We start from the raw sequence: 20,024 nt of genomic DNA on the forward strand, positions 1-20,024 counted from the left end.
TCGTTATGTCTTGCGCGAATTCCTCCCGGCCTTTCGGCCTTCAGGCTTCGCAGTTGCTGCCGGTGGATCCGGCCCAGTTTCTCTCGCCGCAGCTCCGGTGTTTGCACCGGCACTGCGTCGGCATGCCGCCTCATCCCACCCCCGGGATGAAGGGCCATGCGTTCAACGCCCCACGCCACTTGTTCAACCAGGCTCTTTCGGGTCTGTGCCGACCCGTTCGAGCGCCCCGGAGGTTCGCGTTTTCAGGGCAGACAAGCCCTTCCCCCGCTGCCTCTAACCGGCCGGCGGAGTGGTTCTTTGCGGACCCTTTTGGGGAGTGACCGGCGGGACGCAAACACACTCGCGCCGAACGGATCGAAAGCTAGGACTCTCCGTTGCGCCCGTCAAGAACTAGTACGAGTTCCTGAATCAAATACTAAATATGGTGGAATGACGGGGATAACAGGGGTCCGTGCCGCGCCTGTTGTGGAGGCAAGTATCAGTGAGTCCTCAGAGATTCGAAACCGAAAAAATTTGTTTCCGCGATGCTCGCGAGGCTTCGTCCCGCTGTTCACAGGTCAGCTATTTTTTCGCGCCTCAGGATTGCGTCAGTGAGACTCACGTAGTGCTACGGAAATAAGCGGTCAGCATGCCCGTTGAGGTGGTGGCGGCGGCGTCGAATTCGCGCCAAGGTAGGCAGAATATTGCCGGGTCTATCGCATGCATGATTCGACGCGACGGGGGATGCGCCCACGCATCGCCCCCGCGGGCCTGATGTTCCTCGCCATCACCTCGGTCGGCTGGGGTTTTAACTGGCCGGTGACGAAATTCCTGTTGTCCGAGCTGCCGCCGCTGACCTTGCGCGGGGTGACGGGCGTGCTCGGCGCGCTCCTGCTCGCCGTCTTTGCGATCTTGCGCCGCCAGAGCCTGAAGGTTGCGCCCGAGATCTGGCCGCGGCTGTTGCTCGCGGGCCTGCTCAATGTCACCGGCTGGATGGTGCTGATGGGGCTTGCGCTCTTGTGGCTGCCGGCGAGCGAGGCGGCGCTGATCGCCTACACCATGCCGGTCTGGGCCTCGATTATCGCCTGGCCCGTGCTCGGCGAGCGGCCGACGCTATTGCGCACCATCGCCCTGGTGATGGCCTTTGCCGGGCTCGCCGCCATCATGGGCGGCAACGGGATTGCGGCGAGCGAGGAGAAGCTGCCCGGCATCATCATGGCGCTCGCGGGCTCGATCGGCTTTGCCGTCGGCACCGTGCTGTCGAAGAGGCTGCCGATCCATCTGCCGCCGATCACGGCGGCGGCCTGGCAGATCGGCGCCGGCTGCCTGCCGGTCGCGCTCGCCGGCCTCTTGCTCGAGACCACGCATCTGGACCGGATGACGACGGTCGGCTGGGTGCTGGTGGTCTATTCCACGGTGGTGCAGTTCTGCATCGCCTATGTGAGCTGGTTTGCAGCGCTCGCGCGCCTGCCGGCCTCGGTCGCCGCGATCGGCACCATGGCGGTGCCGGTCATCGGCGTGGTGTCCTCGGCGATCGCGCTGCATGAGCCGCTCGGACCCGGGCAGATCGCAGCGCTGATCTTCACGCTCGCGGCCGTGGTGCTGGCGACGCGGGGCTAGGACGCCGCCGCGTCGGCGCTTCCGTTCAGCGCAAGGCGGATCATGTCGGCGAGCTTGTTGCGCCGGTAGGGCTTTGTCAGCAGCAGCACGCCTTCGCCAAGCTTGCCCTGCTTCACGACCGCGTCGTCCGTGTAGCCCGACGTGAACAGCACCTTCAGCCCGGGACGGCGCTTGGCGATGATTTCGGCGAGCTCCCGCCCGCTCATGCCGCCGGGAATGACGACGTCGGTGAACAGCAGGTCGAACACCGCGCCGCCGTCGACCAGCGCCAGCGCGGCGCGGCTGTCGGCGGCCGCGATCGTCCGGTAGCCGAGGCTCTCGAGCTGCGCGGTGACGAAGGTGCGCACGAGGTTGTCGTCCTCGACGACGAAAATGGTCTCGACGCCGCCGGCCGCCGGCGGCGCCACCGTGCCGGTGGCTTCCGTCTCGCCCTGGCCCGGCGGCAGATAGAGCTTGATCGTCGTGCCGTGGCCGATCTCGCTGTAGATCTTGATGTGGCCGCCGGACTGCCTGACGAAGCCGTAGACCATGGAGAGGCCGAGCCCCGAACCCTTGCCGACCTCCTTGGTGGTGAAGAACGGCTCAAACGCCTGCTCCTGGATCTCCTTGGACATGCCGGTGCCGGTGTCGGAGACCGCCACCATCACGTAAGGGCCGGGCAAGACACCCGGATTGGCCTGCGCATAGTCTCCGTCGAGCTCGACCTTGTGGGTCTCCAGCAGCAGCTTGCCGCCACCCGGCATGGCGTCGCGCGCGTTGATCGCCATGTTGAGCACGGCGTTGGTGAGGCGCGAGGGATCGATGTGCGAGGTGACCGCGCCCTGTTCGAGCGCGGTCTCGATCTGGATCTGCTCGCCCAGCGTCGGACGCAGCAGCTTTGCGATGTCGGTGAGCGCGGCGTTGACCTCGACATTGCGCGGATGCAGCGGCTGCTTGCGGGCGAAGGCGAGCAGATGCTGGATCAGCTCGGCGCAGCGGTCGGCGGCGTCGAGGATCAGCTTTGCCACGCGCTCCGGCTCCGGCTGCTCCTTCAGCTCGGCAACCAGCGTCTCGGTATTGCCGGAGATGACGGTGAGCATGTTGTTGAAGTCATGCGCGACGCCGCCGGTGAGCTTGCCGATCGCATCGAGCTTTTGCGACTGGGCCAGTTGCCGCTCGGTGTCGCGCGAGGCGGTCGCGTCGTGATAGACCAGCACCGCGCCGCTGATCGCGCCCTGCGCGTCGCGCATCGGCCGGCCGCTGACGACGAGATGTCGCATCGGGGTTCCGTGATAGGGCAGGACGACGATTTCGAGCTCTTCGAACTCTTCGCCGCGCAACACGCGCATGGACGGCAGCTCCTCGGGCATCAGCGGGGTGCTGCCGTCGCTGGTGACGACGTCGCCGCGCTCGCGCAGGTCCTCGAGGTTCATGCCGGTGCGATGCACCAGCATGCGTTCCGCTGCCGGGTTGGAGAGCAGCACCTCGCCATGGCTGTCGATGACCAGCACGGCTTCGGCCATGCTGTTGAACGTGCTCTGGAGCACGTTGACCGACAAACGGAGCTCGTCATGGGCGGTGACGAGATGCTCGGTGCGCTCGGCAACGGCCGCTTCCAGGGCTTCGTTGGCGGCCTTGGTCTCGTGCAGAGTGCTTTGCAGCTCGACCCTGGTGCGCCGGGTTTCGCGCAGCAGGAGCGCCACTAGCAGCAGGATCAATATCGCGCCGGCGACATCGATGCCGAGCAGGACGATGCCGGTCCGGCGCGAGTCGGCCGAGCGCGCGGCAAGCTGCTCTTCCTCCGCCGCGGTCAGCCGGTCGAGATTGGAGGTGACCGTCTCCATCAGGCCGCGGCCCTCGGCCTTGCCCTGGAGTGCGGCGATGCCGGCCTCGTCGCGGTCGGCCCGCAGCCGCATCGCTTCGGCGGCGATGTCGACGCGGCGCTTGATCAGCGGCTCGGTCGCCTCGACGAGCGCGACCTGGTCGGGATTGTCACGCACGGCGCGCTTGAGATCGGCGAGCGCGGGCGCGATCTGCGCCCGCGTGGTCTGGAACTCGTCGTTGAAGGTCTGGCCGCGATAGAGCTCGTAGCCGCGCGCCGCACTTTCGGCGCGGCGGACGAGCAGGCGCAGGTCGGAGATCTTTTTCAGCACCTCGACCGCGTGGTTGGTCCAGGCAGTATCGGCGCGTGACTTGAGGTCGAGCCCGATCGAGGCAGCGGTAATGATCAGGAGGATTGCAAGTCCGGCTGCAAGAATGACGCGCTGCGAGGGAATCAAGGGGATGACTTGTCCTTCGTCGGGGCACTCTCGTCCGGCCGGCCGAGACATTCCTGAATGGTGGAGAGAAGCGTAGCCGGCGTGAACGGCTTGCGCAGGCAGCGCGTCGCGCCAAGCTCGAGCGCCATGCGCAGGAAATCGGGGGAGGGTGAGGCGGATGAGGCGAAGGCGTAGCCGGACATCGCGATCAACGGAACGCTCGGCGCGCGCTCATGAAAGATGCGGATGGATTCGTAGCCGCGCATGTGCGGCATGAAGATGTCGACCAGCATCACGTCGAACGTCTGCGTCTCGAGCGCAGCCAACCCCATCTCTCCGCCGTCCGTCAACGTGACGTCGAAGCCCTGGCGTTGCAGGAGGACCTCAATGGTCGCGCCGACCATCGGATCGTCATCTACCACGAGTATCCGCGGCATGACATTGCCTAACCAATCGAAGTCCCCACCGCGATTGCTGATATAGGCGAATCGCGCATCCGGTCAATTTTGGATTGGATCAGTACAGATATGCCCGGTGGGGTGCATAGAGCTTGTTCCCACGGAGTCGCGCGCGCCGCACAGAAAAAAGGCGTCGCCGAGCGGCGACGCCTTTTTCATCACGTGTCGAATGCGCGTGGCGCGGGGCTGCTACGGGCACGGATGCCGCAAGCCGTCATAGCCGAGATAGGTGCCTGACGCCGGGTCATAGGACCGGTAGCGCTGCTGGCAGTAGGCGACGGAATCGCCGCCCTCGGGCACGACTGCGACAGACGCACTGTCATCGTAGTAGCCGTCATTGTAGTAATAGGAATCATCGTAGTAGGGCCCGCCGCCGTAATAGGCGTACGAGCCGATCGCGGCTCCGGCCGCGACGCCCGGCCAGAATCCGCCGCCGCGATGGCGCCAGTGGCCACCGCGCCAGCCCGAACCCGGTGTCGCCGCTGCGACACTGCCACCGGTAAAGGCCGGCCCCGCTCCAATGCTCGGCCGCGTGGCACCTGCTGTGAAGCCGCGCCCACCGCCAAAGGCTGGCCCTGCACCGATGCTCGGCCGCGACACTGCGGCGCCTGCCGCGAAGTTGCCGCCACCGCCACGGAAGGCCGCACCTGCGCCAGGTCCAGCGCCGGGACCACCGCCCATCCGGGCACCACCACCGCCGCCACCCATCGCGGCGTGTCCGCCACCGCCACCGGGGCCGCGGCCTCCACCACCGGGACCCTGTGCGAAGCTGGCGGACGGCGCGATCAACGGCAACACCAGCGCCAAAGCCGCCGCGGCGCTTAAAACTCTGAGACTGTTCATGTTCGGCTCCTTTTCCCGGAGGACAAACCCCGTGACGGGGCCGCAGTTCCCGGGCCGCGCACACGATTGCGCGCGCGGGGCAGCCTCTCACTGGGCGACTGTACCCGGCATGAACGGATCGCGACTGCTTTGCGGCAGATCTACTTTAGGGCCCAACTGGACAATTCGGCTCCCGGATGGCATCAGGGCGCCAGACAGCAGGGCCCGCGCCGCATGAAACAGTTCTTTCTCAAGCTCTTCACCTGGTGGAATAGCCAGACTTTTGGCACGCAGCTCTGGACCTGGCGGTTCGGCGAGCTGGTCGGTGCGGACGAGCAGGGCAACCGCTACTACCGGACTCGCGGCGGGGTGATCGATCCGACGCTTGGATTCGAGCGGCGCTGGGTGATCTACAATGGCGTGGCCGAGGCGAGCCGCGTGCCGCCGTCCTGGCACGGCTGGCTGCACCACGTCGTCGACGTGCCGCCGACCCAGGACGGTTACAAGCCACGCGAGTGGGAAAAGCCGCATCAGCCAAACCTGACCGGCACACCCGCGGCGTACCGGCCGTCCGGCTCGACGCTTGCGAGCGGCAAGCGCCCGAAGGCCACCGGCGACTACCAGGCCTGGACGCCCGGCAGCTAGCCCTTCGACTTTCGCGCGTTGGATGCATTCGCATCCGTATCTCAGGCTGTGAACAACGGGATCAGCGGGGACGCCGCGTGCGCACCCGTTGCGTCCGCACGCGTCCTGCGGCTCAATGTACCCATCTTATGGAGATGGGAGACCATCGCGTCGGTTCGGGCAACAGATCGCGACTGTCCCGAGAATGCAGCGGCTGCCGAGCAGGACTCGATCGGGAGATAGGCCCCCGGTCAAAGAATTCCGAAATCGCCCGGTGATATGTGCAGCCATCGTAAGACAGGAAAGGCCGCTTGGGAAACCGAGCGGCCTTTTTCTGTCGTGGTTCAGTATCTCACATCACCCGTGCTGCAGCGCGCTTGTTGGCTTCCATGCGGCGGGCCTGCGACGGCGCGATCTTCTCCTTCATCAGCGCGAGCACTTCGGCGGGCGCGGTGTCCGGCGAGCCGGCATTGAAAGGCGGGGCGGGGTTGTATTCGAGCCGGAGCTGAATCGCCTCCGCTAGCGTGCGGTTGACCAGGATTCGTTACCGCAGGCATCGATTTTGCGCTGAGCGCCGGTGGCGCGGTTGCGATCGATGCAGACGCGCGACTTGGTCGGCGTTGCCCCGAACAATGCCAACGCGTCCATCGCGCTCCAATGGGTGGTGGCGCGATAGCCCTTCAACAGGCCCGCCGCACCCAGCACCAGCGAACCCGTGCAGACCGACGTGACGAATTTGGCCCCTTCGGCCTGCTTGCGCAGGAAGTCCAGCGTCTCCTCGTCGTTGACGAGCTCGTCGGTGCCAAAGCCGCCGGGCACGCAGATCACGTCGAGCTGCGGGCAGTCGGCGAAGGTCGTGGTCGGCGTCAGCGTGAGCACGGAATCGCTCGGCACCGGCTCGATGCGTTTCCAGATCAGATGCACTTTTGCGCCGGGCACGCTCGAAAACACCTGCACGGGGCCGGTGAGATCGAGCTGGGTGACGCGCGGAAACACGAGAAGTCCGATCTGAAGCGGCTGCGACATCGGGAAGGCCTCCAAGATTTGGCTTGACGGAACCACGATGCCATGGTGGCCTTCCGTCCGAAATGGCGTAATTCCCTCATTTTAGGACATGGCTGATATCATCATGATCGGCGTGCTGATCTTTCCGGATTTCCAGTTACTCGATGCAGCGGGCCCGATCTCGGTATTCGAAATCGCCGCGCGCTACACGGGGAAGGTGCCTGCGATCCGCGTGCTCGCGGTGAAGGCGGGTCCCGTGCGCAGCTCGTCCGGCGCAGAGATGCTGGCGCGCGATTTCAAATCGGCTGGCGCCATCACGACGCTGATCGTGGCGGGCGGCGAGGGGATTGCGACCGCGTCGCGCTGCCCGATCACGCTGGCCTTCGTGCAGCGGATGGCCAAACGCGGCGTGCGCGTCGCAAGCATCTGCTCCGGCGCTTACGTGCTGGCGGAGGCAGGGCTGTTGGACGGCCGGCGGGCGACCACGCATTGGGGACGGACGCGCGATTTCGTCGCGCGTTATCCCAAGATCAAGTTCGAGCCCGACCAGATCTTCACCCACGACGGCCCGATCTGGACGTCCGCCGGCATCACCGCCGGAATCGACCTCGCGCTCGCCATGGTCACCGAGGACCACGGCGAGGCCGTCGCGCAGGATACTGCGCGCCAGCTCGTGCTCTATCATCGCCGCAGCGGCGGCCAGTCGCAATTCTCCTCGCTGCTGGAATTGAAGACGCCGAACGGCCGCTTCGGCCCGCTGCTCGCCTGGGCGCGCGAGAATCTCGACGCACCGCTGACGGTAGAAGATCTCGCCGACCAGGCCGGCATGAGCTCGCGGCACTTTGCCCGCGCCTTCACCGCCGAGACCGGTACGACGCCGTCGAAGGCCATCGAGCGGCTGCGCATCGAGGTGGCGCGCGAGCGCGTGCAATCGTCGAGCGAAGCGATCGAGCTCGTGGCGCAATCCACCGGCTTTCGCGATCCGGAACGGATGCGCCGCGCCTTCATCCGCGCCTTCGGCCAGCCGCCGCAATCGCTGCGCCGCGCGGCGCGGGCGGTTTAGCGCGTACGCGTCGCGCCTGTTCGTAGCCGATACGGCGGACGCGCAAGCTTCAATTCAACGTCTTCAGCCACGTTCCGATCTCGCTCGCCGCGACATCGGCCTGCTGCAGCAGCCTGCCCATGGTGAAGAAGCCGTGGAATTGGCCGGGGAAGTGGCGGTAGGCGACGCCCACGCCGGCCTGCTTCAGGCGCGCGGCATAGTCACAGCCCTCGTCGCGCAGGGGATCGGCGCCGGCGGTGAGCACATAGGCGGGCGGCAGGCCGACAAGCGTCGAGGCGCGTGCGGGGGAAGCGCGCCAGTCGTGGGTGTCGGCGGCGCCGTTCAGGTAATGGTCGCGGAACCAACGAATCACGGAATGCGTGAGCAGCACGCTGGTCTCGGGCTCGCTGTGCGAGCGATGCGTCATCGCAAAGTCGACGGCGGGGTAGATCAGCACCTGTCCTGATAGCGCCGGGCCGTTGCCGTCGCGCGCGGCGATCGCGACCACGGCCGCGAGATTGCCGCCGGCGCTGTCGCCGCCGACACACAGGCGCGAGGCGTCGATGCCGAGCTGTCTCGCATTGTCAGCCACCCATTGGGTCGCGGCAATGGCGTCGTCGACGGCGGCCGGAAATTTGTGCTCGGGCGCGAGGCGATAATCGACTGAGATCACGATCAGCTCGCCCGCGTCGGCAAGCTTGCGGCAGGCGACGTCATGGGTGTCGAGATCGCCGATCACCCAGCCGCCGCCGTGGAAGAACACCAGCGCCGGCGATAGACCGTTCCGCTCCCGCAGGCGCTTGGGCACGTAGAGGCGCGCCGGGATTGCGCCATGCGGCGCCGGGATCGCGAGTTGCTCGACCCGCGCAAGCTCGGGCGGCTCCGGACTGACGACGAGGCGGGCCTGCGAATAGGACTCGCGCGCTTCGGCCGCGGTCAGCCTTTCGTAAGGCGGCCGGCCGGCCTCGAGGAAGGCCTTGTAGACGGCGGCTGCATCGGGATCGAGAACGACGGGCATGCGGGCAGCGGACCTGTGATTTGAGGGAGTCATTCCGGGCTCGCCTCTTCGAGGCGCCGCTCCGGTTGGCCTGGAGACGCCAGGGGCCCGCGACGGGGCCCCTGGCAGCGACTATTCCATCTGCAGGGCGCTCTGGCCAGACGGCCGGCGGGCGGGGCAGGGTTGCCGCCCTTTCCCCGCCGTATTCGCCGTGTTAACCGGAAGGTCTGCGAGCGGCGGTAACCCCCTGTACAATGTCCCGAAACCCGATTCGCTGTTGAAGCCGCGCGAGATGTCTCGAAACCTTGTCCTGACCGGTCTTGCGGCCCTGCTCGCCGCCACAGCGATGACGCTTGCCCCGCCTGCGCAGGCGCAGATCGGCACGATTTTCTCCGATCCGCCGCCGCGGCCGCCGGGTGCAATTCCGCGCGGCAATCAGCTGCCCCAGCCGATGCCCGACGACGACGAAGAGGTGGTGCCGGAGCTGCCGCGGCAGGGCCGCGTGCTGCCGACGCGTCCCGCGCCGCCGCCGGCCCAGCAGGGCAATGCGCTCCCGGGTCCGGTGCAGTCGCAGCCCCTGGCGCCGCCGCCTGGCGCGACGGTTGCGCCCCAGAACCAGCCGCCCGCGGTCGCCGTCGCGCCGCCCAATCCGCAAGCCGCGCCGCAGCCTGGCGCAAATCCGACGCTGCCGGGCCTGCCGCCCGGCCAGCGCCAGCCCAAAGGCGCGCCGGGCGCCGTACCGCAGACGCCGGCGAGCCTGCAGCCGGGCGACGAGGTCGTCACCGAGCCGCCGGCGCAGAAGATCGTGAACAAGAAGGCGACCTTCTCCGGCCTCGACAAGATCACCGGCCGCATCATCAATTTCGACGAGGAGATCGGCGAGACCGTGCAGTTCGGCGCGCTGCGCGTCAAAACCGACGCCTGCTACACGCGCCCGGCGACGGAAGCCGCAAACACCGACGCCTTCGTCGAGGTCGACGAGATCACGCTCCAGGGCGAGGTGAAGCGGATCTTTTCGGGGTGGATGTATGCGGCGAGCCCCGGCCTGCACGGCGTCGAGCATCCGATCTACGACATCTGGCTGACCGACTGTAAGGAGCCGCAGACGACGATTGCGACCGCCGCGCCCGATCCAGGCGCCAAGCCGCCCGCACCGCCTCCGGCGCAGAAGAAGTCCGCGCCGCCCAAGCAGACGGTGCAGCAGCAGCGTCCGCCGCAGCCGCTGCCACAGCCGCAACAGCCACCGCCGCCTCCGCCGCCCCAGCAGCAGCCGGGCCTGTTTCCGTTCCCGGGTTTTGGCCGCTAAGCGATACGCTTCGATCGGCTAAGGCGCGATGATTGAATCGTCATCGCGCTTTAGCTCTTTGTTTGCGCATGATTTCCGCGCAAACGCGTTCCGCGTTTGTCGCGAGGGAAAACCGCTGCGCGCTTTTCCGGATCATGCTTATTGCCGCGCGGCGATGATCTCGAGCGCGCTTGTGCCCGCAATCGGCTGCTCCGGCGGCAGCCTCAGGAAATCGGCGGGATCGCCGGCGAGCGCCTTGTCGAGCAGGGCAGTGTAGCGCCGCCGCGAGATCTCGACCGCGCCAAAGCTCTTCAGATGCTCGGTGACATATTGCGTGTCGAGCAGCTCGAATCCACCCGCGATCAGGCGCGCCACGAGATGCACCAGCGCCACCTTGGAGGCGTCGCGCACGCGGTGAAACATGCTTTCGCCGAAGAAGGCGCGCCCCAGGCTGACGCCATAGAGTCCGCCGACGAGATCGTCGTCCTGCCAGACCTCGACCGAGTGGCAATGGCCGAGCGCGTGCAGCCCGCCATAGAGGTCGCGGATGCGCTTGTTGATCCAGGTGTCCTCGCGTCCGGCCTGCGGCGCGGCGCAACCGGCAATCGTCGCCTTGAAGGCGGTGTTGACGGTGACGCGAAACGCGTCCGAACGCACCGTCCGCGCCAGCCGCGAGGCGATGCGAAAGCCGTCCAGCGGAATCACACCGCGCAGCTCCGGCTCGACCCAGAACAGCGTCGGGTCGTCGGCGCTCTCCGCCATCGGAAAGATGCCGCAGGCATAGGCGCGCAACAGGACGGCGGGGGTGATTTCAGACGAGGCGGAGTCGCGCGAGGTCATTGCCGAACAATAGCAGGATCGTATCGCGCTTGCGATGGGGTCGCGAGATCAGCTCGCGGCGGCGCTGCTCGCCGGAGCCGCCGTTGCAGGCACGCGGCGGAACTTCAGCACGATGCGGGTCCCCGCATGATCGGGATCGCGCTCGACACAGGCATCGAGCTTGGAGGCCATTGCCGCGACGATACGCTGGCCCATGCCGGTCGAGCGCGGGTCGGCCTTGACGGCATCGCCGACGCCATCGTCGGTGATCGACAGCAGGAGATCGTCCTCCTGCGAGACGAGCTCGACATGAATGGGGCCGGCGCCGTCGGGATAGGCGTATTTGACCGCGTTCATCACCAGCTCATTGACGATGATGCCGACGGCAACCGCACGGTCCGGATCGATCTCGACCGGCTCGGCCTTCAGCGTCAGGCGCGACATCCGGTTACCTTCGGCGGAGCGGCGGAGATCCTCGAGCAGGGAATCCAGATACTGGTTCAGGACCACGCTCTTCAGGTCCTGCGAGGTGTAGAGGCGGCGGTGCACCTGCGCGACCGCGGCGACGCGGCCCATCGCGTTGGTGAGGGCGGCCTTGACCTCTTCCTGACCGGCGGAACTCGCCTGCAGATGCAGGAGCGAGGCGATGATCTGGAGCGAGTTGCCGACGCGGTGGTTGACCTCGCGCAGCAACATCTCGCGCTCGGCGGCGAGCGCGGCATAGCGGTCGCGCGAGGCGTGGATTTCGGCCTCCGCGTCTTCGCGCGCCTTCTGCAGCTCGGCCTGCCGCAGCGCGCCGTCGGCCGCGACATGCAGGAGCGGGATGAAGTCGCCCTTCACGTCCTTGACGAGATAGTCGGCCGCGCCCGCCTTCAGCGCGGTGACCGCGATGTTGGAGTCCTGCGACGCCGTAACGAAGACGACCGGCGGCGCCTCCGTGATCGCCATGATCTGCTCGAGCGTCTCCAGCCCGTCGAGGCCCGGCATGTACTGGTCGAGCGCCACGACGTCGATGCCGCCTTCGCGGATGCGCTCGAGGCCTTCCTCGCCGCTCGATGCATTCAGCACTCTGTAGCCGCGCCGCGTCAGGCCACGCTCGACCAGGCGCGCAAGCGCCGCGTCGTCGTCGATATAGAGCAGCGTCGGCATGGTTTGGCTCATGTGGCGGCCGCCGGGACCTGGATCACGGAGAAGAACAGGCCGAGCTGCCGGATGGCGTTGGCGAAGTTCTCGTAGTTGACGGGTTTGGTGATGTAGACGTTGCAGCCGAGCTCGTAGCAACGCTTGATCTCCTGGGAGTCGTCGGTGGTGGTCAGGACCACCACGGGCGAAGCCTTCAGATATTTGTTCTCCTTGATCCGTCGCAGGATGTCGATGCCGCTCATGTCGGGCAGGTTGAGGTCGAGCAGGATCAGGAGCGCGTGGCCCTTCTGCACGAGCCCGCTGCCGTCGGCACCGAACAGATATTTGACCGCATCCGTGCCGTTGGCAAAGGGCACGATCTCGTTGTTCACGCCGGAACGACGGATGTTGCGCTCGATCAGGCGCGCATGTCCCTCGTCGTCCTCGATCATGATGATGGTCACGGGTTGAGTCATCGGTCTCTAGTCCGCTTGCTGGCGTTCCAATTGATCGGCAGCGTGATGGTGAATGTACTGCCTTGATTGAGCTCTGACGATACGGACATAGTGCCGCCCAGTCGGCGTACCAGTGCACGCACATGGGCAAGACCGATGCCCTGGCCCGGCTTGTCCTGGGTTCCGGCGCGGCGGAACAAGTCGAAAATGCGCTGATGGTCCTTGGCGTCGATGCCGCGGCCGTTGTCGGCAACTTCATAGATCGCGTAGCCGAGCTTGGTGCGGCCACGGACCGTGATCTTGCCCGCTTCGTCGTTCCTCAGATATTTGACGGCGTTGTCGATCAGGTTGGAGAAGATCTGCTCCAGCGCCAGACGGTCGCTCGTGATGTCGGGCAATTCGCCGATGCGGATTTCGGCGTTCGCCTCCGCGGCCTGATGGGCCACGGTCGCCGCGATGGCCTCCATCAATTCGCGCATGTCGATGCGAACAGGCTCGAACGCGCGCCGTCCTTCGCGGGTGAGGTTGAGGATCGCCGAGATCAGGCGGTCCATCTTGGCGATCGACGATTTGATGAAGCCGAGCGCCTCGGAAAAGTCCTGGGAGAGCTGCTTGTCCTGCGCTTCCAGCGTCTCGCCGCCATCGCCCGGGGCGATTGGCGGTCCGCCGGCCGGGACCTGGGTCAGGCTTGCGATGCGGCCGAAAATATCGTTGCGCAATTCCTCGAGCTCGCTGGTGAAGCCCATGATGTTGACGAGCGGCGAGCGAAGGTCGTGGCTGACGATATAGGCGAAGCGCTGGATTTCGTCGTTGGCTTCACGGAGATCGGCGGTGCGCTCGTCGACCGTGGTCTCGAGGTCGACATTGGCGTCGCGCAGGCGCGCCTCGGCTTCGTCGCGAAGCTGCGCGGAACGCCGCACCAGCCAGATCGAGACCAGGGCGAGCACCACGACCAGACCGGAGCCGATGCCGGTGAGGGAGGCAGCCAGGGTCTGGCTGCTGTCGGCATTTGCCGAGCGGAGCGTGAACAGCCGCTGCTCCTCGCGGAGCATGGCGTCCGCCGCATCCCGGATGGCGCCCGTTGTGTTGCCGGCGGCCGCTTCGCGGACGAGCGCGGTGGCGCTCGCGAAGTCACGCTGTTGGATGAAATTCATCTCGCGCGCGAACTGATCGAGCCTTGCTTCGACCGCCGGTCGGAGCTTACGGACGTTTTCCGTCTGCGCCGGATTGTCCTTGGTCAGTTCGGCGAGTCTCTCGAGATGCGGCAGGATCGCCGCCACCGCGGTCTGGTGGTCGGTCCAGAGTTCCGGCCCGCGCGTGAGGAGAAATCCGCTGGCACTGCTCTCGGCGCGACGAATTTCCAGGAGCAGCGCATGAACCTGGTTCTCGACCTCGATCGTGTGGATCACGGCGGCGTTGTCGTCGCGGGCCTTGTTGACGAGGTAGACCGAGCCGGCGCTGATCACCGTCAGCACCAAGAGTCCCGCCGCAAGCAGCAGGATCTGCCAAAATGCACGCCGCCGCCTCAGGTCGGGCGTTGCGGCCAATTCGGTCCGGACTTTAAGAATTTCCACTCCCCCGAGCGCAAATGCCGGCGAATAACGCCTCTGGAGACGTCCGGTTCCATGTCACGGGGGATCTCTTGCCGATCACCCGCCGGACTGGCCGGCCAGGTACTGTTCCAGCCAGTGGATGTGATAGTCGCCGTTGATGATGGCGTCTTCGCGCACCAGGGCCCGGAACAGGGGCAGCGTCGTCTCGATGCCGTCCACCACCATCTCGTCGATCGCGCGGCGCAGCCGCATCAGGCACTCGGCGCGGGTCTTGCCGTGCACGATCAGCTTGCCGACCAGGGAATCGTAATAGGGCGGGATCGTGTAGCCCTGATAGACGGCGGAATCGATCCGCACGCCCAGACCGCCGGGCGGATGATATTGCAGGATGCGGCCGGGCGAGGGGCGGAAGGTCTGCGGATTCTCCGCGTTGATGCGACACTCGATCGCGTGGCCGATGATCGCGATCTCCTGCTGTTTCGCCGGCAGATCGCCGCCGGCGGCGATGCGGATCTGCTCCAGCACGAGGTCGATGTCGGTGATGCTCTCGGTGACGGGATGCTCGACCTGGATGCGGGTGTTCATCTCGATGAAGTAGAACTCGCCGTCCTCGTAGAGGAATTCGATGGTGCCGACGCCGAGATATTTCATCTCGCGCATCGCCTTGGCGCAGGTCTCGCCGATCTTCGCGCGCGCGGCGGCGGTGAGCACGGGCGAGGGGCCTTCCTCCCAGACCTTCTGGTGACGGCGTTGCAGGGAGCAGTCGCGTTCGCCCAGATGAATCGCGCCGCCGCGGCCGTCGCCGAGGATCTGGATTTCGATGTGGCGCGGCTTCTGGAGGTACTTTTCCAAGTAGACGGAGGCATCGCCGAAGGCCGATCTGGCTTCGTTGGCTGCCGTCGATAGCGCAATCTGCAGGTCCGCCTCGCTGTGCGCGACCTTCATGCCGCGACCGCCGCCGCCGGCAGCCGCCTTCACCAGCACCGGGAAACCGATATCCCGGGCGATCGCCATCGCGTCGTCCTCGGGGCCGACCGCGCCGTCGGAGCCGGGCACCACGGGGATGCCGAGGCGCTTGGCGGTCTTCTTCGCCTCGATCTTGTCGCCCATCAGGCGGATGTGTTCGGCCTTGGGGCCGATGAAATGCAGATTGTGCTCGGAGAGGATTTCCGCAAAGCGCGCGTTCTCCGACAGAAAACCATAGCCCGGATGCACCGCATCGGCGCCGGTGATCTCGCAGGCCGCGAGCAGCGCGGGCACGTTGAGATAGCTGTCCTTCGACGGCGGTGGGCCGATGCACACGCTCTCGTCCGACAGCCGCACATGCATGGCGTCGGCGTCGGCGGTGGAGTGCACGGCGACGGTCGCGATTCCGAGCTCCTTGCAGGCCCGCAGGATGCGAAGGGCGATCTCGCCACGATTGGCTATGAGGATCTTGTCGAACATGGTGTCCTTAGGGGACGAGTGGCGCGCAGGATGTGGCGAGGCGTCGCCACTCCCAGCTATTCAATGATCACCAGGGCTTCGCCGAATTCGACCGGCTGACCATCCTCGATCAGGATCTGCGTCACGGTGCCGGCGCGGGGCGAGGGGATCTGGTTCATCGTCTTCATGGCTTCGATGATCAGCAGCGTCTGGCCGACCGAGACCTTGGAGCCAACGTCGATGAACGGCTTTGCACCGGGCTCGGGCGCCCAATAGGCGGTGCCGACCATCGGCGAGGTCACCGCGCCCGGATGTTTTGACATGTCGGCGGGCGCTGGTGTCGCAGCCACGGTGACGCCGGCGATCGGGGCCGCGCTGATGGTGGGGACCGGCATGGGCATCGTCGCGGCGACGCTGATGTTGCGGGCGACGCGCAGGCGCAGGCCTGCGCGCTCGATCTCGATCTCGGTGAGGCTCGTCTCATCGAGCAGCAGTGCGAGCTCGCGGATGAGGGCGGAGTCGTCGCTGGAGAATTTTGCGTCTGATTTGTCGTCTGGCTGGCGCGCCATGATCTCTGTTCCGAACCGTGTGTTGAAAGGGTGCGTCAGGCTTTGGCCTTGACGCCGATTTTGGCGGCAAGACCCTGTATCGCGAGGCGGTAACCCTCGATGCCGAAGCCGCACAGCGACGCGAAGGCGGCGCGGGCGGTGTAGGAGTGGTGGCGAAAACTCTCGCGGGCGTGGATGTTGGTGACGTGCACTTCCACGGTCGGGATCTGGACTGCCAGCAGCGCATCATGAAGCGCGATCGAGGTGTGCGAATAGCCGCCGGCGTTGATGATGATGCCGCGCATCTTCCTGGCATGCGCCTCGTGGATGAAATCGATCAGCTCGCCCTCGCGGTTGGACTGGCGGCAGTCGGCCTTGAGGCCGAAGAGCGCTGCCGCCTCGCGGCACAGCGCCTCGACGTCGGCCAGCGTCGCATGGCCGTATTTCTCCGGTTCGCGCGTCCCCAACATGTTGAGGTTCGGGCCGTTGAGAACGAGAATCGTATCGGTTGCTGGTTCAGCCATTTCCATCCCGCAGAAGGTGCTTGGCGCAGGTGGCGGGGTTATAGGTAACAAAGGGCGTCAGGGGAAGCCTTGAAGGACCTCGGAAGGGGCTTCAAACAGCTCATCCGGCTTGCAAAAACCTGTGCGGAAGCTACGGAAATTGCTTGTTAACCAGTCCAAAGCATGGCTGTCGGCCATATGCAAAGGGGCGGGCATTGCTGCCCGCCCCCGAAGCGTCTCGTCCGCCGTGCCTTAGACGTTCAGGACGGCCACGATCTCGAAGGTCGCCGGATCGATGATCACGATTTCCTCGCGGACCAGGATGTACTTGTAGGCCCGCCATTCCGGATAGATCGTCACGACCCGGGACGGCAGGGCGTGAAGCGTGATGCCCTCGCGCGGCACGCGGGTACCGACCGAAATGTTGAAGTTCACGTTGGTCACCGGCGCCACCTTCTCCTCGCGGATGACCGAGGTGATCTGCGTGCGCTGCTCGGTCGAGAGCTTGGCGCTCGCGCCGGCCTGGCCGACGGTGGTCGAGGACGAAGTACCGGTCTGGCCCTGGGCCTTCATATCCGTGCTGGTGCCGGGGCGGGTCTCGGCGCTGCTCTTGCTCGCTGCGCCGCTCTTGCTGTCCTCGGCCTTCATGTCCTTGGTGCCGGACTTGGTCTGGGTCTCCGAGCTCATGCTCTTCGACTTGTCCTGCTGACCTTCGGTGCGTTGGCCCTTGGTGGCGCCGGCCTTGTCGTCAGCCGACTGGTTCTTGTGCATCGTGCCGGAGCGGTCGTCCTTCATGGCGCCGGACTTGTCCTCGGACTTCATGGCGCCACCAGCCTGTCCGACGGTGCCCTTGTCCTTGGTCGCATCCTTATCCTTGTTCGTTTCCTTGTTCATGGCGCCGCCGTGCTCAGCCGCGCCACCCGAAGGCTGCGAGTGCTGTTGCATCGGCTGCGCGCTGGGCGAACCGGCGTCGCGGTTCATCGTGCCCTGTGCGTTCGCCAGGCCGGTTCCGGCGACGAGCGCGAGCGCGGCAACCGAGATCATGAAGCGATTAGACATTGAAACTCTCCTCACGTGTTTTGTGCGTCATTGCCCGCGCCGACAACGAAAGGAGATATCGGTTGTTCCTGAACTTCTCTTGTTCCGCGGCGTTTGTTTGTTGAACGCCGGATGAATGGAAGCGCCGCGTTCGCGACACCTGCGCGCAGGAGACGGCGCGAAAAACAAAGAGGCCGGCGCTCCGGCCGGCCTCTCGAAAACGCTTGCGATCGTGAGTGGGATCAGCAGGTCGCCTTGCCGCAGCGTGCGATGCCGATCTTTTCCTTGAGCGCTTCGACGCCGACGGCGCCGACGATGATCTGCTTGCCGATGACGTAGCTCGGCGTGCCGTTCATGCCCATCGCTTCGGCGAGCTTGAAATTCTCTTCGATGGTGGCGCGCACTTCGGCGCTCGAGAGATCCTTCTCGATCCTGGCGGTGTCGAGGCCCGCTTCCTTGGCGGCAGCCATCGCGTGCGCCTTGTCGGCCTGGCCACGGCCGCCCAGGAGCTTCTGGTGGAAGTCGAGATATTTCTTGCCGGTGGGATCCTGCATGCGCACGGCAACCGCCACTTGGGCTGCTTCCACCGAGCCCTGGCTTAGCACCGGAAACTCCTTCAGCACGACCTTGAGCTTGGAGTCGCCCTTCATGATCTCGATCATGTCGGTCATCGCGCGCTTGCAGTAGCCGCAATTGTAATCGAAGAACTCGACGAAGGTGACGTCGCCGTCCTTGTTGCCGAGCGTCACCTGGCGCGACGAGTTGAAGATCGCGTCCGCGTTCATGGCAATGCTCGCCTCGTGCTTGGCGGCTTCGGCCGCGGCCTGGCGCTTGGTGAGCTCGGCCATTGCTTCCTCGAGCACCTCGGGATGGGTGACGAGATAGTTCCTGACAATGGCCTCGATGTCCGAGCGCTGGGTGTCGGAGAAGCTCTGGGCCGAGGCGGGGCCCGCGGCGCCGAACATTGCGAGCGCAAACAGCGCGGGAACGAGCAGGCGCAGCGAAGGCATTGGCAAATCCTCTTGTCGAAACCGGTTTCGGAAAAGCGTCCCCTCTGGGACTAGTGATGCTCGGTTTAAGTCTAGTTACCGCGCGGCGGCTTCGCCGTCACGATGTCGTCAGCCTTGACCCATCCGGGTGTCCCCACCGCGAAGCGGGTCTTTGCGCGGGTGGCAAGCTCGCGCGCGGTCTTGTTATCGCCGCGCAGGTACGCGGCTTGTGCCGAAGCCAAGTCGGCCTCCGCATAGTCGCCCTTGCGGCCATAGGCCATCGCGAGCTGCGTGTAACCGATCGGCGCCTCCGGCTCGCGCGCCACCGCGGCACGGAGAATCCGGATGGCCTCGTCCGTGTAGGCCTTATTATCGGTTCCGACCAGCGCCTGCCCAAGTAACATCTCGATGAGCGGCGCGTTGCCCGACAGGTGAACCGCCTTTTGCAGTGACGGGATGGCTTCGGCCGGCTTGCCGCTTTCCAGCAGCGCCTGACCGCGCACCTCGTAGATGTACGGGTTGTTCGGCTGGACCTGGATCAGCGCGTCGATCTGCGTCAGCGCGCTGCGCAAATCGCCGTGCAGATAGGTGCTGATGGCGCGGGCATAGCGCGCCGGCACGCTGTCATTGGACTGGGGATAGCGGCGGTAGACGGTTTCCGGCCGCTCCATGAAGGCCGAGATCTTGGCGCGCGCCATGTCGTGGCGCAATTGCAGCGCCGGGTCGTCCTTCTTGTCCCAATAGGGGCTCGAGCGGGCGAATTGCGCCAGCGCCTCGACGCGCTCGGCGGGCATCGGATGCGACTGCAGATAGGGGTCGGCGCCGCGGGCGGCAAACAGGCTCTCGCCGGTGAAGCGCTTGAAGGTCTCGTACATGCCGCGCGGCGACTGGCCGGTCGCGGTCAGGAACTTCACGCCGGCGCGGTCGGCATTCTCTTCCTGCTGGCGCTGGTAGGACAAGAGCGAGCGGCGGATCATCTCCTGGGGGCCGGCGACGGCCGCAGCACCGGCATTGGCAAGGCCGTTGTTCGGGTTGCCGCTGCGGGCGCCCGCAACCATCGCGCCGGCGCCGAGCAGCATGGCGATGATCATCTGGGTCTGCGCGGCAGCGAGCTGCTCGCGCAGCTTGGCGAGATGGCCGCCGGCCAGATGTCCGGTCTCGTGCGCGAGCACGCCGATCAACTGGTTCGGGGTCTCCGACTGCATGATCGCGCCGTAATTGACGAAGATGCGGCGGCCATCGGCGACAAACGCGTTGAACGAGCTGTCGTTGAGGATCACCATCTGGATGTTCTGCTTCTCCATACCCGCCGCACGCAGGATCGGGCGGGTATATTCGCGCAGCAATTGCTCGGTCTCGGTGTCGCGCAGGACGGGCAGTCCCTTGGCCTGCTGCGCCTGCGCCGCAGGCAGCGGCGACAGGGCGAGGCCCACCGCCGTCACCAGGGCGGTCAGGGCGGAGGCCTTCTTGCGTGAAACGAACTGGAGCAACATCGATCGGTCT

Annotated in this window: 18 protein-coding genes and 1 pseudogene; 4 read left to right on the plus strand and 15 right to left on the minus strand. The window is 65.9% G+C overall.

What is annotated here, in order from left to right:
• Positions 1-699 precede the first annotated feature (699 nt).
• On the plus strand, positions 700-1,599 hold the full coding sequence (locus JQ632_RS15775) for a DMT family transporter (protein WP_212403499.1): 900 nt from the start codon (positions 700-702) through the stop codon (positions 1,597-1,599).
• Here the strand turns inward: JQ632_RS15775 and JQ632_RS15780 are convergent.
• The 3 genes from JQ632_RS15780 to JQ632_RS15790 all read right to left on the minus strand — a co-directional run bounded on the left by JQ632_RS15780 (position 1,596) and on the right by JQ632_RS15790 (position 5,137).
• Positions 1,596-3,857: a CHASE3 domain-containing protein gene (locus tag JQ632_RS15780; RefSeq protein ID WP_212403500.1), complete on the minus strand. Its 2,262-nt coding sequence runs from the start codon at positions 3,855-3,857 to the stop codon at positions 1,596-1,598. The two genes, JQ632_RS15775 and JQ632_RS15780, sit on opposite strands and share 4 nt — an antisense overlap.
• Positions 3,854-4,273 (minus strand): response regulator, encoded by a 420-nt coding sequence (locus JQ632_RS15785; protein WP_212403501.1) that lies wholly within the window; start codon positions 4,271-4,273, stop codon positions 3,854-3,856. The genes JQ632_RS15780 and JQ632_RS15785 overlap by 4 nt, the downstream gene beginning before the upstream one ends.
• 210 nt (positions 4,274-4,483) lie before the next feature.
• Complete coding sequence (locus JQ632_RS15790) at positions 4,484-5,137, minus strand: BA14K family protein (RefSeq protein WP_212403502.1); 654 nt, start codon at positions 5,135-5,137, stop codon at positions 4,484-4,486.
• A gap of 213 nt (positions 5,138-5,350) precedes the next feature.
• On the opposite strand from JQ632_RS15790, the gene JQ632_RS15795 reads away from it, so the two are divergent.
• Positions 5,351-5,761 carry an NADH:ubiquinone oxidoreductase subunit NDUFA12 gene (locus tag JQ632_RS15795; protein WP_212403503.1) on the plus strand — a complete coding sequence of 137 codons (411 nt, stop codon included), beginning with the start codon at positions 5,351-5,353 and terminating at the stop codon, positions 5,759-5,761.
• Between the two features lie 331 nt (positions 5,762-6,092).
• Here the strand turns inward: JQ632_RS15795 and JQ632_RS15800 are convergent.
• Positions 6,093-6,766: pseudogene (locus JQ632_RS15800) on the minus strand (DJ-1/PfpI family protein).
• Between the two features lie 103 nt (positions 6,767-6,869).
• On the opposite strand from JQ632_RS15800, the gene JQ632_RS15805 reads away from it, so the two are divergent.
• Positions 6,870-7,808, plus strand: a complete 939-nt coding sequence (locus JQ632_RS15805) for a GlxA family transcriptional regulator (RefSeq protein WP_212403620.1) — start codon at positions 6,870-6,872, stop codon at positions 7,806-7,808.
• A gap of 49 nt (positions 7,809-7,857) precedes the next feature.
• Here the strand turns inward: JQ632_RS15805 and JQ632_RS15810 are convergent, their stop codons facing one another.
• Positions 7,858-8,805, minus strand: coding sequence for an alpha/beta hydrolase (locus tag JQ632_RS15810; protein ID WP_212403504.1), 948 nt, complete (start codon positions 8,803-8,805; stop codon positions 7,858-7,860).
• A 271-nt stretch (positions 8,806-9,076) separates the two neighbouring features.
• On the opposite strand from JQ632_RS15810, the gene JQ632_RS15815 reads away from it, so the two are divergent.
• Positions 9,077-10,090: a DUF2155 domain-containing protein gene (locus tag JQ632_RS15815; protein ID WP_212403505.1), complete on the plus strand. Its 1,014-nt coding sequence runs from the start codon at positions 9,077-9,079 to the stop codon at positions 10,088-10,090.
• Between the two features lie 138 nt (positions 10,091-10,228).
• On the opposite strand, the gene aat is transcribed toward JQ632_RS15815, so the two are convergent.
• From aat to JQ632_RS15865, 10 genes are all read right to left on the minus strand, one after another.
• Entirely contained in the window at positions 10,229-10,909 is a 681-nt protein-coding gene (aat, locus tag JQ632_RS15820; protein ID WP_212403506.1) for a leucyl/phenylalanyl-tRNA--protein transferase, read from the minus strand.
• 48 nt (positions 10,910-10,957) lie between these two features.
• Positions 10,958-12,049: a sensor histidine kinase gene (locus JQ632_RS15825; RefSeq protein WP_212403507.1), complete on the minus strand. Its 1,092-nt coding sequence runs from the start codon at positions 12,047-12,049 to the stop codon at positions 10,958-10,960.
• A complete protein-coding gene (locus JQ632_RS15830; RefSeq protein WP_212403508.1) occupies positions 12,046-12,486 on the minus strand; it encodes a response regulator in 441 nt (146 codons plus the stop codon). Before JQ632_RS15830 ends, JQ632_RS15825 begins: the two co-directional genes overlap by 4 nt.
• The gene (locus JQ632_RS15835) at positions 12,483-14,033 is read right to left on the minus strand and encodes a CHASE3 domain-containing protein (RefSeq protein WP_312015615.1); all 1,551 of its coding nucleotides are present in this window, start codon (positions 14,031-14,033) and stop codon (positions 12,483-12,485) included. The genes JQ632_RS15830 and JQ632_RS15835 overlap by 4 nt, the downstream gene beginning before the upstream one ends.
• Before the next feature lie 81 nt (positions 14,034-14,114).
• Positions 14,115-15,464 carry an acetyl-CoA carboxylase biotin carboxylase subunit gene (gene accC, locus JQ632_RS15840; RefSeq protein WP_212403509.1) on the minus strand — a complete coding sequence of 450 codons (1,350 nt, stop codon included), beginning with the start codon at positions 15,462-15,464 and terminating at the stop codon, positions 14,115-14,117.
• Between the two features lie 56 nt (positions 15,465-15,520).
• The gene (gene accB, locus JQ632_RS15845; RefSeq protein WP_212403510.1) at positions 15,521-16,012 is read right to left on the minus strand and encodes an acetyl-CoA carboxylase biotin carboxyl carrier protein; all 492 of its coding nucleotides are present in this window, start codon (positions 16,010-16,012) and stop codon (positions 15,521-15,523) included.
• A gap of 35 nt (positions 16,013-16,047) precedes the next feature.
• Entirely contained in the window at positions 16,048-16,515 is a 468-nt protein-coding gene (gene aroQ / locus JQ632_RS15850; RefSeq protein WP_212403511.1) for a type II 3-dehydroquinate dehydratase, read from the minus strand.
• A gap of 231 nt (positions 16,516-16,746) precedes the next feature.
• The gene (locus tag JQ632_RS15855) at positions 16,747-17,553 is read right to left on the minus strand and encodes a DUF1236 domain-containing protein (protein ID WP_212403512.1); all 807 of its coding nucleotides are present in this window, start codon (positions 17,551-17,553) and stop codon (positions 16,747-16,749) included.
• A gap of 221 nt (positions 17,554-17,774) precedes the next feature.
• Entirely contained in the window at positions 17,775-18,542 is a 768-nt protein-coding gene (locus JQ632_RS15860) for a DsbA family protein (RefSeq protein WP_212403513.1), read from the minus strand.
• 71 nt (positions 18,543-18,613) lie between these two features.
• Positions 18,614-20,014 carry a M48 family metalloprotease gene (locus JQ632_RS15865; RefSeq protein WP_212403514.1) on the minus strand — a complete coding sequence of 467 codons (1,401 nt, stop codon included), beginning with the start codon at positions 20,012-20,014 and terminating at the stop codon, positions 18,614-18,616.
• Positions 20,015-20,024 lie beyond the last annotated feature (10 nt).

The sequence above is a fragment of the Bradyrhizobium liaoningense genome, from assembly GCF_018130955.1.
GTDB lineage: Bacteria > Pseudomonadota > Alphaproteobacteria > Rhizobiales > Xanthobacteraceae > Bradyrhizobium > Bradyrhizobium liaoningense_C.

Bases quoted from the DNA above. Each gene is read 5' to 3' on its own strand.
- JQ632_RS15775 (WP_212403499.1), top strand. From the start codon at position 700: ATGCATGATTCGACGCGACGGGGGATGCGCCCACGCATCGCCCCCGCG.
- JQ632_RS15785 (WP_212403501.1), bottom strand. From the start codon at position 4,273: ATGCCGCGGATACTCGTGGTAGATGACGATCCGATGGTCGGCGCGACC.
- JQ632_RS15790 (WP_212403502.1), bottom strand. From the start codon at position 5,137: ATGAACAGTCTCAGAGTTTTAAGCGCCGCGGCGGCTTTGGCGCTGGTG.
- JQ632_RS15795 (WP_212403503.1), top strand. From the start codon at position 5,351: ATGAAACAGTTCTTTCTCAAGCTCTTCACCTGGTGGAATAGCCAGACT.
- JQ632_RS15805 (WP_212403620.1), top strand. From the start codon at position 6,870: ATGATCGGCGTGCTGATCTTTCCGGATTTCCAGTTACTCGATGCAGCG.
- JQ632_RS15810 (WP_212403504.1), bottom strand. From the start codon at position 8,805: ATGCCCGTCGTTCTCGATCCCGATGCAGCCGCCGTCTACAAGGCCTTC.
- JQ632_RS15815 (WP_212403505.1), top strand. From the start codon at position 9,077: ATGTCTCGAAACCTTGTCCTGACCGGTCTTGCGGCCCTGCTCGCCGCC.
- aat (WP_212403506.1), bottom strand. From the start codon at position 10,909: ATGACCTCGCGCGACTCCGCCTCGTCTGAAATCACCCCCGCCGTCCTG.
- JQ632_RS15825 (WP_212403507.1), bottom strand. From the start codon at position 12,049: ATGAGCCAAACCATGCCGACGCTGCTCTATATCGACGACGACGCGGCG.
- JQ632_RS15830 (WP_212403508.1), bottom strand. From the start codon at position 12,486: ATGACTCAACCCGTGACCATCATCATGATCGAGGACGACGAGGGACAT.
- accC (WP_212403509.1), bottom strand. From the start codon at position 15,464: ATGTTCGACAAGATCCTCATAGCCAATCGTGGCGAGATCGCCCTTCGC.
- accB (WP_212403510.1), bottom strand. From the start codon at position 16,012: ATGGCGCGCCAGCCAGACGACAAATCAGACGCAAAATTCTCCAGCGAC.
- aroQ (WP_212403511.1), bottom strand. From the start codon at position 16,515: ATGGCTGAACCAGCAACCGATACGATTCTCGTTCTCAACGGCCCGAAC.
- JQ632_RS15855 (WP_212403512.1), bottom strand. From the start codon at position 17,553: ATGTCTAATCGCTTCATGATCTCGGTTGCCGCGCTCGCGCTCGTCGCC.
- JQ632_RS15860 (WP_212403513.1), bottom strand. From the start codon at position 18,542: ATGCCTTCGCTGCGCCTGCTCGTTCCCGCGCTGTTTGCGCTCGCAATG.
- JQ632_RS15865 (WP_212403514.1), bottom strand. From the start codon at position 20,014: ATGTTGCTCCAGTTCGTTTCACGCAAGAAGGCCTCCGCCCTGACCGCC.